The organism is Flavobacterium endoglycinae (genome assembly GCF_017352115.1).
Classification (GTDB): Bacteria; Bacteroidota; Bacteroidia; order Flavobacteriales; family Flavobacteriaceae; genus Flavobacterium; species Flavobacterium endoglycinae.
Map to the genome: position 1 here is coordinate 67817 of NZ_CP071448.1, position 15143 is coordinate 82959.

General features: G+C 34.9%; 10 protein-coding genes. 4 read left to right on the top strand and 6 right to left on the bottom strand.

Features of this window, described 5'->3' with window-relative positions; genetic code table 11:
- Positions 1–128: 128 nt before the first annotated feature.
- The 3 genes from J0383_RS00305 to J0383_RS00315 all read right to left on the bottom strand — a co-directional run bounded on the left by J0383_RS00305 (position 129) and on the right by J0383_RS00315 (position 8382).
- Positions 129–1553 (bottom strand): SusD/RagB family nutrient-binding outer membrane lipoprotein, encoded by a 1425-nt coding sequence (locus tag J0383_RS00305; protein WP_207296465.1) that lies wholly within the window; start codon positions 1551–1553, stop codon positions 129–131.
- A gap of 12 nt (positions 1554–1565) precedes the next feature.
- The gene (locus tag J0383_RS00310; protein ID WP_207296466.1) at positions 1566–4757 is read right to left on the bottom strand and encodes a SusC/RagA family TonB-linked outer membrane protein; all 3192 of its coding nucleotides are present in this window, start codon (positions 4755–4757) and stop codon (positions 1566–1568) included.
- A gap of 685 nt (positions 4758–5442) precedes the next feature.
- Positions 5443–8382: an Ig-like domain-containing protein gene (locus J0383_RS00315; protein ID WP_207296467.1), complete on the bottom strand. Its 2940-nt coding sequence runs from the start codon at positions 8380–8382 to the stop codon at positions 5443–5445.
- Between the two features lie 588 nt (positions 8383–8970).
- Here J0383_RS00315 and gndA point away from each other — a divergent pair.
- From gndA to J0383_RS00335, 4 genes are all read left to right on the top strand, one after another.
- A complete protein-coding gene (gene gndA, locus J0383_RS00320) occupies positions 8971–10380 on the top strand; it encodes an NADP-dependent phosphogluconate dehydrogenase (RefSeq protein ID WP_207296468.1) in 1410 nt (469 codons plus the stop codon).
- 30 nt (positions 10381–10410) lie between these two features.
- Positions 10411–11940: a glucose-6-phosphate dehydrogenase gene (gene zwf, locus J0383_RS00325; protein ID WP_207296469.1), complete on the top strand. Its 1530-nt coding sequence runs from the start codon at positions 10411–10413 to the stop codon at positions 11938–11940.
- Entirely contained in the window at positions 11924–12640 is a 717-nt protein-coding gene (gene pgl, locus J0383_RS00330) for a 6-phosphogluconolactonase (protein WP_207296470.1), read from the top strand. The genes zwf and pgl overlap by 17 nt, the downstream gene beginning before the upstream one ends.
- 90 nt (positions 12641–12730) lie before the next feature.
- Positions 12731–13279 (top strand): GNAT family N-acetyltransferase, encoded by a 549-nt coding sequence (locus tag J0383_RS00335; protein ID WP_207296471.1) that lies wholly within the window; start codon positions 12731–12733, stop codon positions 13277–13279.
- A 4-nt stretch (positions 13280–13283) separates the two neighbouring features.
- Here J0383_RS00335 and arr read toward each other — a convergent pair whose 3' ends face one another.
- The 3 genes from arr to J0383_RS00350 form a co-directional block, all read right to left on the bottom strand.
- Complete coding sequence (gene arr / locus J0383_RS00340; RefSeq protein ID WP_207296472.1) at positions 13284–13703, bottom strand: NAD(+)--rifampin ADP-ribosyltransferase; 420 nt, start codon at positions 13701–13703, stop codon at positions 13284–13286.
- An 85-nt stretch (positions 13704–13788) separates the two neighbouring features.
- Positions 13789–14244, bottom strand: a complete 456-nt coding sequence (locus J0383_RS00345) for a hypothetical protein (RefSeq protein ID WP_207296473.1) — start codon at positions 14242–14244, stop codon at positions 13789–13791.
- A 168-nt stretch (positions 14245–14412) separates the two neighbouring features.
- A complete protein-coding gene (locus J0383_RS00350) occupies positions 14413–15048 on the bottom strand; it encodes a hypothetical protein (protein WP_207296474.1) in 636 nt (211 codons plus the stop codon).
- Between the last annotated feature and the right edge of the window lie 95 nt (positions 15049–15143).

Here is a 15143-nt window from a genome sequence, read left to right on the forward strand (position 1 = left end):
TCTAAAATTTAGATCTAAAAATAGTAAAGTCTAGAAAAGCAGATATTTATTACTTAAAATTGAAAAGCCCTGTATCAATTTGATACAGGGCTTTTTGATGAAATTTTGTGCTAATTTAGAATAAGCGCTTATTTAGCATCAAACCATAATTTAGTTGTCAACAAGTCTTTTCCTTGAACAGCAATTGCAGCCTGATAACTAGTACCGTTCAATGATTGTTCTGTTCCAGGATAGAAAAAACGTGAAGGAATTTTTCCGTCTAAAACAGTTGCTGGACCTGCTGTTAAAACAGGATAATCAAGTCTTCTCCATTCTGTAAAAGCATCAAGACCTTGTCCGAAGAATGCAATCCATTTTTGTGTTCCAATTGATTTTGCATAATTGGTTGCATCATATTTTACAACTGCCTGATTAAGGTAATTCGCAATAACCGTTGGATCTGTGATTCCAAATTGATTAAACGATGCTATAATGGCGTTTCTATAATACTGCTCTGCATCTCCTGCAATATAACCACGTGCAGCAGCTTCGGCAAGATTGAAAAGCGTTTCAGAATAAGAAGCGATTACAGCAGGTGATGCTGATGTAAGGAAATAAGTTCCTGGTTTGGATGTTTTAGCAAATCCTTGGCTATTAGCATCACTGTTTGATAATCCGTTTGCTCCTCCAACATATTTACCTACACTTGCATCTGACGGCAATTGTGCGTAAACCGGTAAACGCGGATCTGAAAATTCATTTAATTTATCTACCATTGTTTTTGAAATACGGAAATCATCACGTGTTTCAAACCATGCAGAAGCTGGATTTTGCTGAGGTGAACTTGTATAAGTAAATTTAAAAGTATCACTGTTATTGCTTAAAACGCCAGCAGCATCATTTGTAGCCTCAATAGCCGCTTGTTTTGCTAAAGCAGGTTCTTTGTCTGAAATTCGTAAAGCAATACGCAGACGAAGTGAATTTACAAATCTTTTCCATTTTCCAATATCTCCTTTGTACACTAAATCTCCAGTTACAGCACCGTTTGAAGTATTTAATAAAGACTGTGCTTGTTTTAAATCTTCTAATAATCCTGTGTACACATCTTTTTGCGTGTCATAAGCCGGAGTTACTTTTTGACCTGCTTCTTTGTACGGAATATTTCCGTAAGCATCTGTCAAAAGTAAAAAGGTCCATGAACGTAATGTCAATGCAATACCTTTATAATTTGAATTGGCTTGTGCCTCTGGGAATTTCAGAATAGTGTTTAAATCTGTGATCAAAGTTGCATATCCCGTATTCCATAAAGAAGTAAACGAAGTATTCGATACATCATATCGGTCTGGTTCTGTATACTGAATTTTAGCCCAATGTTGTACAAACAACAAAGATGAGTTAAAGTTATTCGCATCTCCCCAGTATAAATCAGCACCTTGTTTTAAAGTCCCTGTTAAAAGATATGGAGCCAATGGTGTTTCGGTTGCATTTGGATTTTTATTAATATCATCCAGACTATCACTGCAAGAAGTCAGTGTTAGTGCAAACAGTGTTGTATATAATAGTTTTTTTAACATGATTTCTTGTTTTTAGAATTTAAGATTAACATTCAAACTGAAGTTTCTGGTAGTTGGAAGCGATAAACTTTCCAATCCTTGTGCGTTTCCAGTATTGAAAGCTGTTTCAGGATCAATATTTGGCGCATCTTTGTAAATAAATAATAAGTTACGTCCCGCTGCTGTAACACTCGCGGCTTGAAATCCAAGTTTATTAGCAAATTTCTTGTCGAAATTATACGTTAATTTTACTTCTCTTAATTTTACAAAAGTTGAGCTGTAGATGTATGCTTCACTAATATTGTATGATGCTTTGTAATATTCCTGCGCACTGATTACTTTGTTATTTGCAGTTCCATCAGCAAAGACACCATTAAAGATCATACCGTCATCATAAACCGTTACACCACTTGGAGGAGTTCCGCCTACAACCAATGTTTTCGGATTTGCAGTATTGTTTCCTGGATAATAGTAGCTTAATCCTCCATTTTCAGCACCACGACCCGGAAGAGTTTGTGCTAATACCCCTGTATAATTTCCTGTTCTGTTTGTTCCAGAAAACAACTCACCTCCTACACTTGCATCCACAAGGAACGAAAGTTCAAGGTTTTTGTACGTTATAGTATTCGTAATACCGGCTAAGTAATCAGGAGTGTAATGTCCTAAAACCTTTTTCTGCGGATCAGCTTTTGGTAATCCGTTTGCACCTACTACAATATTTCCGTTTTCATCACGCTGATACGCTGTTCCGTAAAGTGCACCATAAGCTTGTCCTACAGATGCCAACACATCAACACCTCCTGAAGAACCAATAGTATAGTTTTTAATTAATCCATCATAATCTAAAACTTCTACTTTACTTCTGTTTCTTGAGTAATTCAAGCCTACATTCCATTTGAAATCTTTACCTTGAACTGGAGTTCCATCTAATTGAACCTCAATACCACGGTTGTTGATTTTTCCAGCATTGATCAACTGAGAATTGTAACCGCTTGAAGCTGTTGTTTTGATTTCCAAAATCTGGTCAAAACTATTTGTGTTATAATAAGCTACATCAAAGTGAAGTCTGTTTTTAAAGAAAGAAGATTCAATACCAAACTCCGTAGAACGTGTAGTTTCTGGTTTTAAGTCTGGATTCAGTTTCTTTTGAGAAGAAGTCTGAATAGGATTTCCATCAAATGCTGTTTGGAAATTATAAATCGTAGACAATTGGTAAGGATCTGCATCATTTCCAACTTCAGACCAACCTCCGCGTAACTTTAAGAAATCAAGCGTGTTGCTTTTAATATTTAAAGCTTCAGATAAAATTAAACTACCATTAATCGATGGATAGAAATAAGAACGGTTATTGCTTGGCAATGTTGAAGACCAGTCATTACGAGCTGTTACGTTTAAGTAAGCATAATTTCTAAATCCTAATTGTGCCGATGCATAAACACTATACACTTTTAATCTTGATAATAAATTTGATGATGTTAATGGATCACGTGAATTGGTTAATGTATACAAATCCGGTACCGCTAAACGTGGTGCTTTTTGATAGTTATTGGCATCATTACGGCTGCGAACATTAAATCCTGCAAGTGCATCTAAAGAGAAATCTTCGCTTAATTTTTTATCATAATGAAAAATACCCTCTGTATTTCTTTCATTTACCGTGTAAGCATCTTCTGCATACGAACCATAAGGAGTTCCATTTGTACCGTATTTAATAGTGTACTTTCTTCTGTCATTGTAGTAATCAACGCCTGTACGGAATTTAAAATCAAGTCCTTCTGCTAATTTTGCTTCTAAATGGATATCTCCAATTAAACGGTTACGCTGCTGGCTTGTGGTATTATAATAGGCATTCCAGTATGGATTGCTGTAGTAGCTGTTGTTCCAGTTCACATTTCTGTTATTTCTAAGCTGATTGATATCAACTTGGCGTCCGAACCAAAGAAACTGAAGCATTACACCTGCAGCACGGTTACCTGATGGACCACCCGGAAGTGCAGGAGCATCTGTAACAATATAATTACCTGTTACTCCTACTTTGATTCTGTCTGAGATTTGGTAATTAGAATTAATCGTAAAGTTAGTTTTATTGACTTCACTGTTTGGTACTGTTCCTAATTGTTTTTGATTGTTTACACCTAAACGGAAATCTGATTTGTCGTTTGATTTCGCAACCGAAATACTGTTATCAAAAGTATATCCATTGTTAAAGAAGTCTTTTACGTTATCTGGATGTGCTACAAAAGGAACTGCTTCACCATTTGAATAGAATTGCGGAATAAGACGACCGTCCATTCTTGGTCCCCAGCTTTCGTCAACTCCGTCATTTACACCGCCTCCTTTACCATCTACATAGCTGAATCTTCCGTTAGAACCTTGCCCAAATGTATTTTGAAATCTAGGTAAAGTAGCTACTTGAGAAATTGTGATTCCGGTATTAAAGGTGATTCCCAATCCTTTTTGTCCTTTTCCTGATTTTGTAGTAATCAAAACTACACCATGCGCGGCACGAGAACCGTATAAAGCAGCTGCGTTTGGTCCTTTTAATACGTTTATCGATTCGATATCCTGCGGACTCAAATCGGCAATTGCGTTTTTAAAGTCACGAGTAGCTCCACCAACGCTTCCTAGTTGTGAGTTATCTACTGGAATTCCATCTACTACAAATAAAGGCTGATTGTTTCCTGCAATAGAAGTTTCTCCACGAATAACGATACGAGAAGATCCCATATCACCTTGTGAATTTGTAATACGAACCCCTGCCAATTTTCCGGTAAGGTTGTTCAAAATATTGGTTTCTTTCGTATTTTCTAAGTCTTTAGTTTTAAGTGACTGAGTAGTATATCCTAAAGATTTCTTTTCTTTTGAAATTCCTAATGCCGTAACTACAACTTCTGATAATAAATTCTGCTCTTCAGTTAAGTTGATTGTAACTGGATTTTCATTAGCAACAATTTCAGCTTTTTTATATCCTAAATAACTTACTATTAAAGTATATGGTAATTTTTGTCCCGTTTGGAAAAAGAACTTTCCATCAAAATCAGTAATAACTCCGTGTGTAGTTCCTTTTATATTTACAGAAGCCCCAATAATAGGCTCTTTTGTAACAGCATCAACTACGATTCCTTCCAGTTTGGACTGAATTAACGGTTTGGTTTCTTGTGCCTTAATCCCTATGGAAATCAAGAAAATACATAACCATGCATATCTATTTAATTTTTTTTTCATTACTTTGTTTTAGTTTAATAAATAAGGTGAGCCGAAAAGGATTTCTCCGTTCTCGCTTTCCTTATAGAGATGTATAATTTCTTTTAAGCTCCGCCATTTCTGCTGCAACAGAAATGGTTTTTTATTTGCTGCACATTCGTTTTTTCATTTTACTTTTATTTTGGATTATTATTTTGTGAATTAGTCATGAGATTTCTGCCCTATTGCTAAGGATGTGTCTTATTAAATTTTAAATGAAATTGTGATTGAAGAATTTAATAGCAGTGATCCATAAGGCATAATGAGCCCATCATTCCCCGCATGTTTAAAAATGAAGTATATGAAATAGTTTTTAACCTTTGCATTTTATTTAAATTCTACTAATTTGATAGAACAAAGGTAAATTAAAAATTTCAGTCCCAAAATTTTAAGAGAACTTTTTGCAAAAAAAATGTTAATCAAATCAGCAATCAAAAAACAAACACCTGAAAAACAACAACTTAAATAAAAGTATAATTTTAAAATCTATGTAAGATTTTTTTTAAAACGACGCAAATTGGATCATTTTGAAAGCCTTTTTTAATCCCAATAACAAGAAAAGAAGCATTAAAAAGAATGCGAAACGATCGCAAATCGTCGTTTTTTAAACAAAAAAAATGCTAAACATGACGTTTAGCATTTTCTATTTATTTTAATTTATGACCGATTATTTCACAATGAGTTTTTTCGAAATAGAAAAATCATTAGACTTGATCGTTACAACATATATTCCTGCCGCCAGATTGTGACTAATTTTTCCTGATTCCTGAAGCTGATTTACTAAAACCTTTCTTCCGTTAATATCAGTAACCGTAATTTCGGCTGTATCGCCTTGCTTTAATTCTGGCAGCGCCACATTAAACTCATTATTTACTGCTGGATTCGGGTAAATACTTACTGCTAAATTTTGAACTTCTGTCTCAACAGTACTTACTCTTTTTGACGCTGTTGTATTTTGAAACTGCCATTGTGCACTTTCCCAGTTATTTTGAGCTCCAATATATTGCGCAGAACCATTTAGATTTTCAATATGAATCATACTTCCTGTCTGCCATCTGTTTTTAATTCTTACCCAAGTTCCATCCACATTTTCAGTAGACCATTGTGCACTCCACCAACCTGTAGAACCTGCTGTACACTGCACTGCTCCATTCAAGTTTTCGATATGCATAATATCGCCAGTACCTACATTCTTAATGATAAAATAAGTAGCATCTACAGCCACTTTTTCCCATTTGTAATTGTTATTGGCCACAGTTGGTCCGTATCCAACATTCGCTCCTGCGTCGTATAAATAATTATTCGTCCATTTGTTTTTAATCGCAAAATAATTTCCAGAAGCTGTACTTACTGTAACAGCACATGTACTTGTTTTGTTTCCGTCAGCAGTAGTAACGGTAATGGTTGCTGTACCATTTGAAACTGCAGTTACCAAACCAGAAGAATTGACAGTTACTACTCCAGTATTATTTGAAGAATAACTAACTGATTTATTTGTTGCATTTGATGGAAGTACAGTCGGTGTCAATTGCTGTGTTCCTCCTACCGTTAACGACGCAGTCGACGGACTAAGACTTACACTAGTTACCGCAACATTTGAATTGTTTACGGTTATTGCAGATACAGCAGTTTTTGCACCATCCTGAGTCGTAACCGTAATAGTTGCTGATCCTGAAGCTACTGCCGTAACTAAACCAGATGAATTTACCGTTGCTACTCCCGTGTTGTTTGAACTGTACGAAACTGTCTTGTTTGTAGCATTGGCAGGTGTTACTGTAGGAGTTAACTGCTGAGTGCTTCCAACGCTTAATGTTACCGTACTTGGCGTAAGTGTTACACCTGTTACAGCTACATTTGATGTTGAGCAGTTACTGCTTTGCGTCCATGAAAACGTACCAATAGCACTAGTTTCTTCATTTGCCGCTGCATTACCGCCTCTGTTGGAATAATTCATATTACAATACGTTCCATTTCCGCTTGGAGAACCCGCAATTAATACAAAATATCCTCTTCCCCAGTTTCTATTTAAGGCATTATTGTTTGGATATTCTTTACCTGTTCCATTAACCGTTATGTCTTTAAATGAAAGATTATAAATTCCGTCTCCTGATCTTTTGCTGATTGAAATAGCATCATTTCTTGAATCTAAAATATCAAGATTGTATAGCTGAACATTTTTAACCTGAGATCCGGCATTAGTTGCACTAAAAATATCTACAGCTGCTACAGGATTATTGTATGTATCATTAAAAGTTCCGCAGGTGGTGATCGTGATATCGTGAATTTCGTGCATCCCATCATTATTAAATGGAGCACCAGGAAAATTATTACTAACTCTAATTCCTGCTTCTAAATTATCTTTGATAATCAAATTGTAGGCTTTGTTATTTTTTCCTCCATAAATAGCAAGACCACAAGCACGCCAGCAGTTTTCAGAAGTGTTGTATCTAAACGTATTATTAATACATTCTAATCCGTCTGCAGACCAAATTGCTTGATCGTCATCACCATTATTTCTAAAGTTACAGTGTTCTACAATAGCATTTGCAGTTCCTTTACAAAGGTTAATTCCATCAGCATAATTATTTCTAAAACGACAATGCGACATCGTAAATCCATCAGCAATTGCAGGTCCTCCCACATTGTATTGTGCAATCCAGGCGCCGCATTCAAAATGCTCTGCCCAGATATTTTTGATAGTAGATCCCGATGTAAAAACCCCATTTATCGCTTTATATGAATTACTTCTTGAAGCCGAATTGGTTGTTAAATACAAATCGCTGAATGAAATATTACTCGCATTTGCACGTAATCCGCCGTTTAAACTGCTTGTATTGGTAAAATTAATTTGCGTATACCACATTCCCGCTCCAATTAATGACGTATTAGCAGAACCAAAATACAATTCGCGGTTAACATTGATTACACCGCTTGGAATAAATATCTTTTTCCCGCCGTTGGCATCAATAAATGTCTGTAAGTCACTTCCGTTTCCAGTATACGTTACAGAACCTGCTGGAGCGGTAATAGCAGCAGGAACAGATTCCATTTCAGCAAAATCCACATGAATATTTCCTGATTCTCTTACTAATTTTAAAGTTCCTGATACTGCAATTTTTGATGGAAGCTTATAACGCACTTCGTCAAATCGCATTCTTGGATTTTGATTGGTAATTCCGTTGTTGTTAGGATTTCCATTACTCCACAAGTACTCCCAAGACCAAGTTGAAGTCAAAGTAAGAGTTGTAAGTTTAGTGCTTCCATTGTACACACCTAAAGTTCCGCTTTGTCCGTCTGGAACGCTGTAGCGAATTACAAGTCCGTCTGCTGCTTCAGTGAGTGTCCATTGCACAGTAGCATTTGTTGCAGACATATTAACACACTGCTGGTCTGAAGCTTCTGATTGTAAATCAGATTGTACATATGATTTTGAAGTGGTAGAAGCACCATTTGACAATTGGCCCAGATTTGCTTCATATCTTTTATACGGAGCATCATAATAACCTCTTTGTGCTTGTAAGTTTGAAGTGAAGAGTATTAAAAAAATCCACATTATGAGACAATATCTGTCTCGTTTAAAAAAAACATTGAGTAATTGACTTTTCATAATTTTTCGGTTTTTAAATTAGTTCTATCCTAAATAAGGGTGTAACGAAACTAATCCTAAAACAAAAAAATAAAAAAAGATGTGTTAAAAATCAAGATTCTTACAACGTTTTTGCTAATTTAAATCATTAATAATCAATATCTTAAACAAAACTACCGGATTACAAAATCAAGAATATGTTTAGATGAAAAATTACTGTTTTAAGACAAAATCAATGAGAATTTCCAAAAAAATAACTTTATATTTTACAATATTCTCTTTTAAAAACATCAATATTAAAAAATTCATTTTTATGAATTTAGCAATACCATAAATTAACCCTAATTCACTGGTGTTTCATAATATCCAAAAGCAAAAATAAACGTGTTTTTAACACATAAAAAAGTATCACAATAAACACTTAAAGACGACTATAAATCGCATCGTTTTTCATCATTTTTCTCTAACTTAGCACACTGCAATCTTATCATGTAAGATTAAAACAAACCTTGTTTTTTCGCAAAGAACTGAATGAAAACAGATTACTATATTTTTTCTTACAATCTTTTAGAAAAAGCATTTTTCTAATAATTTAGTTAATTAAAAACTATGAACAAATTTGATTTTGGAATTGTAGGACTCGGCGTAATGGGCCGTAACTTACTTTTAAATATTGCGAGCCATAACTTTGCGGCCGCAGGTTTAGACTTAGATACAGAAAAAGTCAACTCTCTTCAACAAGAAGCCGGTCCCGGCGATACTATCGAAGCTACTACAGATGTTAAACATTTCGTCGAACTTATCCAGCAGCCAAGAGCAATTATGCTTTTAGTTCCTGCAGGAAAACCAGTTGACAGCGCTATTGCCAGCTTATTACCGCATTTAGATAAGGGAGACATCATTATCGACGGTGGAAATACTTATTTTACTGATACTGACAGAAGATTTTTAGAATTATCTGAAAAAGGAATTCATTTCTTTGGAATGGGAATTTCTGGCGGCGAAAAAGGAGCTCGTTTTGGTCCTGCTATGATGCCAGGCGGCGATCAAAAAGCATATGAAAGACTTCGCCCAATTTTTGAAGCGATTGCAGCAAAAGTTGACGGTGAGCCTTGTGTGGAATATTTAGGAAATGGATCTGCTGGAAACTACGTAAAAATGGTTCACAACGGAATCGAATACGGAATCATGCAGTTAATCTCTGAGATTTATGACCTTATGAAAAGAGGTTATAATCTAGATGATGAAACAATTCAAAAAACTTTTGAAGAATGGAACCAAACTGATGATCTTAGATCGTATTTAATTGAAATCACTGGAAAAATCTTAAAACAAAAAGATGAAGACGGCACACAATTAATCAACAAAATCTCAGATTGGGCAAGATCTAAAGGCACAGGGAAATGGACTTCGCAAAACGCAATGGATTTACAAGTTCCAGTTCCAACAATCGACGCGGCAGTGAACATGCGCGACATGTCTAAAACAAAACCAGAACGAATTGAAGCGGCTAAAAAATTAGTTTGGAATGCTGATGAAACCAATGTTTCTCATAGCGAAGCTATTGCTTCTTTAAAATCGGCATTATTCTTTTCGATTGTGGTGACTTATGCTCAAGGTTTAGCACAGCTTCACACGGCTTCTAAAGAATACAACTACGGATTAAACCTAGAAACGGTTGCTAAAATCTGGCGTGGCGGATGTATCATTCGTGCTACCATTTTAGAAGATTTCAGAAAAGCGTATGTAGCAAAAACAGATTTGCCAAACTTGCTTTTAGATACCGTAATCGCTTCAAAACTAACAGAAAACCAATCAGGAATGAGAGCTGTTATTCAATTTGCAGTTCAAAAAGGATTACCAGTTTCAGGATTAATGAACTCGTTAGCGTATTTTGATGCGTATCGTTCTGCTAATCTTCCAACCAATTTAATTCAAGCACAGCGTGATTATTTTGGAGCACATACTTACGAGCGTATCGACAAAGAAGGTGTTTTCCACACGCAATGGGCTGAATAAACAATTAAAGCAACACAACTACACCACATAATGACTAAAAATAAACTAAAGAATCCAACGATTATAGTAATTTTTGGAGGAACTGGGGATTTAGCAAAAAGAAAGCTCTTCCCCGCTTTTCAAAATCTGTATCTTGACGGACGTATGTCTGAAAAGTTCCAGATTATTGCTCTTGGTAGAGCAGAAAAAACCAATGAAGATTTTCGCGCATATGTTTTAGAAAACCTTAATCTTTTCTCAAGAAAAAAAGGACTTTCCGATTCAGAAACTGAAAAATTTCTTTCACACATTACTTACCACAGCCTTGATATTGACAAAGAAGAATCGTATATCGGATTAAATGAGAAAATCAACAATTTTGATCTGGCTTTTGGCGAACGCGCTAACCGTCTTTTCTATCTTTCGATTACACCTTCTTTCATTTCAACAATTTCTAGCAATATCAAAAAAATTGGTCTTGCTGCCAATCCAAAACAGGATCGTATTATTATTGAAAAACCTTTTGGATACGACAAAGCTTCTGCAATTGAGCTGAATGAAATGCTTTCGCAGACTTTTAAAGAAGAGCAGATTTATAGAATCGATCACTATTTAGGAAAAGAAACAGTTCAGAATATTTTAGCTTTCCGTTTCGGAAATTCGATGTTTGAACCTTTATGGAGCCGTAATTTTATCGATTTTGTTCAGATTACTGTAGCAGAAGAAGTTGGCGTTGAGGAACGCGGCGGATTCTACGAAGGTGTTGGTGCCTTAAAAGATATGATTCAGAACCATTTGCTTCAAATTTTATGCATGACAGCAATGGAAGCACCAGCATCATTAAGTGCAGATGATATTCGTAACCGTAAAGCTGATGTATTAAAATCGATTCGCCGTATTAAACCAGAAGAAGTAGACCATTATATTGTAAGAGGCCAATACGATGCTGGAGAAATCAAAGGCGTTCCAGTTCCTGGTTACCGCCAAGATAAGGGCATTGCACCAGATTCTAATACCGAAACTTATGTGGCAATGAAAATCTATTTGGATAACTGGAGATGGCAGGGAATTCCTTTCTATTTGCGTTCAGGAAAAAGAATGGAAGAAAAACAATCTTCAATCATTATTCAGTTTAAACCTGTTCCGCATTCTTCATTTTCATATGGAAAAGAAGGAATGACACCAAACAGATTGATTATTAATATTCAACCTTCGATGGATATTAAACTGCAATTTATGACCAAAAAACCTGGTTTATCAATGTCTCTAAGACCAGCCGAAATGGTTTTTGATTATTTTGCATGTTCTACAATGTCACCAGAAGCCTACGAAACCTTAATCGCAGATGCATTATTAGGAGATCCTACTCTATTTATGCGCTGGGATCAGGTGGAAGAAGCTTGGGACGCAATTGATACCATTCAGCAAGTTTGGAAAACAACTGCTCCAAAGAATTTTCCAAATTACAAAGCAGGAAGCTGGGGACCTGAAGAAGCTGATGAATTATTAGCACGTCAAGGGCACAAATGGATTCCGAACACACAAACAAAAGAAGAACTTATAGATGATACAGATATATAATACTACAGACGAAATCAATACAACGGCGGCAGATCTTTTTGTGTCATCTGCTCAAAAGGCAATTGCCGAAAAAGGCAAATTTACCGCTGTACTAACAGGTGGTTCATCTCCTGCCGGTATTTACAAATTATTGGCGTCTGACGACTATAAAAACAAAATTGACTGGAATAAGGTATTTATTTTCTGGGGAGATGAACGCTGGGTCCCGCTTAACGACGATTTGAGCAATGCTAAAATGTCTTACAGCACTTTACTAAATCATGTTTCTATTCCGAAAGAAAATATCTTCGAGATGTACAAAGATGGCGTTACACCAGAAGAGTATGCCGTAACGTACGAACAGTCAATTAGAAAAGTTTTAGGTGAAGAAGGAAAATTCGACCTGATTTTATTAGGAATGGGAGATGACGGACATACAGCTTCTCTTTTTCCAGGTGAAGAAGTTTTAAAAGAAGAAACCAAATGGGTAGACGCTTATTTCCTTGCACCGCAAAACATGCACCGTATTACACTTACGGCTCCTTTAATTAATAAAGCAGAAAAAATTGTTGTCGTGGCTTTTGGAGAGAAAAAAGCACCTGCCTTGAAAGAAGTAACAAAAGGAGAATACAATCCAACTACATATCCGATGCAACTCATCAAACCAGTTTCTGGTGAGTTATTGTTTTTGGTAGACAAAGCTGCTGCTGGAAGTAACTAAGAATTTTTCCAGTTACTCAAATAAAAAAAGTTTATGCTCAAAGTATAAACTTTTTTTATTTTCATAATTTAACTCATTCAAATAATTAAAATGAAAGAACTCAAAATACAAACCTCAAGATTACAAATAAGACATCTCCGTATTTCTGATTTAGAAGATTTTCATATTTATCGTTCTAATCCTGAAGTCACCAAATATCAAGGTTTTGATGTTATGACTTCAAAAGAGGCTGAAGCTTTTATACAAGAAAATGCCATACACTATTTTGGAGAACCGGGACAATGGATTCAATACGCTATTGAAAACAATGAAACCAAAAAAATTATTGGCGATTGTGCTATAAAACTGGATTCTTACGATCCTCGAATTGCAGAAATTGGCATAACCATTTCGCATCTTGAACAACAGAAAGGATATGCAAAAGAAACTTTACTGGGAATTATGAAGTTCTTATTTGAAGAAAAAGATATTCATAGAATCGTTGAAATCGTTGATGCAGAAAACGAAGCTTCTATAAAATTACTCGAAAGTACCGGATTTAGACGCGAAGGTCATTTTATTGAGAATATCTTCTTTAAAGGAAAATGGGGAAGTGAATTTCAATATGCTATGCTGCAGAAAGAATGGAAAAAATTATAATTACTTAATTTATAATTTCTGCATCAGGATTTGCTTTGAGATTTGACAGTCTTTCCTGCCACATTTTATATTCTTCAGGAGTTAATCGTTTCCAGTCTGTTATTTCACCAATTATTTTTAAAGGCTCCTTACTTCGATACGATTTTGTGGGATTACCTGGAAATTTTTTATCAGTCACATTCGGATCATCTTCAAAACTTCCTGTGGGTTCTACAATATAAACACGTGGCGAACCTTTTCCGGATACAATTTCTGCCGCTAAACCTGCTCCATTCACCAGTGAAGTAAAATAGACATGATTCATAATAACATCACTATGATAATTCGATCTAAAGCCTGCTGTTAGAAAATCACCAATTTTTAAATCGGCCTTAGTGCCATGATAAAACGGTCCATTGTCTAAAATCGTTATGCTATTTCCCATAGATTATATTTCTTTGACTTGTATTAAAATAAAAAATCTCCAAAATCAATGACTTTGGAGATTTAAATTTATATTTCAAATGCTATTACATTTCGTTCAATTCGTTGAACTCGTGTAACGATTTCAATGTATTTTCGTAGAATAAGATAGCAGCGATAAGGTTACCTTTATCTGAATATGGCATCATTTTTCTTTGGAATTCTACTGTAGTATCTAAGAAAGTTGATGTACCTACTGCCTGAGCATCTAACACTTTTTTGTGTTCGTTATCGTCTGGAATACCTAAGTCTGCCATCGTAACACCCGGTTTTGTAACCAAAGCAATATAAGGAAGAGTCTTCACTAAAACTTTAATACGTTCAATGTATAATTCCAGAAGTTCTCCTTTTTGCATACCGCTTAATTCTTTTTGATCGTGGTATTTACGGATTAGAGCTGTTGTACTGATTATACTTCTTGGGGCATTTTTTGCCTGAGCTGATGCAGCTGCAGATATGATCAAGAAGAAAAGGACACTTAGTAAAGTAATTTTACTCTTCATTTTTTCTATTTGTAATTGGTTGTTAATGAAAACAAAAATATATAATTTATGTTAAATACCAACTTTATTATTTTCTTTTTTTCAAAAATATAATTTAACGGGTCTAATCTGCTAAAATCGATGTAATAAGAGGTGTTTTTAAAAGATTTATTAAATAATTACTGCTTTTTAGGATTTAATAATTCTAAAACGTCCTGGATATTTAATCCAAATACTCTTTTTATTTCCGTAATAGTCCATAAATTCTTCACAGATAAATACTGCATGTGCTGTTGACCACGCCACGACACCGCAGAATTCGCTTCCAGTTTCTCTTTTTAATTTCTGAATCTGCTTTCCTATTCTAAATCCTAGATATTTATATATTGTAGGTGTATAAACTGTGCCATCTTCTAAATCTTCTAAAGCTTTATCAAAAGTAGATTCTTTATCAATAATTTGTTTGTATTTAGCCATTACAGCATACGTTAAAACGGCATATTCTAATATTTTTTCGCTTTCGCAATTGTCTTTTATAAATACAAAACCTGCAGATACTCTGGCTTTTTCTAATTCCTCTTCTTTTAGATTAAAGGAAGCATTATTTTTAAGGGTGATTTTATAGAGACTATCATTTACCTTCTCGTTTACGAAAAGATTATCCAATCCGTAAACATTTAAAGCGGCTTTGATAAAAGCAATTGACGAACAATTGGTGCGTTCTCCTTGTTTAAAGCTTTCGAATATTTTATCTGCGCTTAGTTGTGAATAAGAATTGGTACAGGTAAAGAGTAAGAATAAAAAAAACGAAGTAACAGATTTCATTGTAATTGCATTTTATATTTGTTCTCGGAAATTTTGAGAATGTAATAGATTATACAAATCTATAAAAATCAAATCATATTTTTTTTCTGCTTTTT

Excerpts from the sequence above, each read along its gene's own strand:
- J0383_RS00305 (WP_207296465.1), bottom strand. The coding sequence starts at position 1,553 with ATGTTAAAAAAACTATTATATACAACACTGTTTGCACTAACACTGACT.
- J0383_RS00310 (WP_207296466.1), bottom strand. The coding sequence starts at position 4,757 with ATGAAAAAAAAATTAAATAGATATGCATGGTTATGTATTTTCTTGATT.
- J0383_RS00315 (WP_207296467.1), bottom strand. The coding sequence starts at position 8,382 with ATGAAAAGTCAATTACTCAATGTTTTTTTTAAACGAGACAGATATTGT.
- gndA (WP_207296468.1), top strand. The coding sequence starts at position 8,971 with ATGAACAAATTTGATTTTGGAATTGTAGGACTCGGCGTAATGGGCCGT.
- zwf (WP_207296469.1), top strand. The coding sequence starts at position 10,411 with ATGACTAAAAATAAACTAAAGAATCCAACGATTATAGTAATTTTTGGA.
- pgl (WP_207296470.1), top strand. The coding sequence starts at position 11,924 with ATGATACAGATATATAATACTACAGACGAAATCAATACAACGGCGGCA.
- J0383_RS00335 (WP_207296471.1), top strand. The coding sequence starts at position 12,731 with ATGAAAGAACTCAAAATACAAACCTCAAGATTACAAATAAGACATCTC.
- arr (WP_207296472.1), bottom strand. The coding sequence starts at position 13,703 with ATGGGAAATAGCATAACGATTTTAGACAATGGACCGTTTTATCATGGC.
- J0383_RS00345 (WP_207296473.1), bottom strand. The coding sequence starts at position 14,244 with ATGAAGAGTAAAATTACTTTACTAAGTGTCCTTTTCTTCTTGATCATA.
- J0383_RS00350 (WP_207296474.1), bottom strand. The coding sequence starts at position 15,048 with ATGAAATCTGTTACTTCGTTTTTTTTATTCTTACTCTTTACCTGTACC.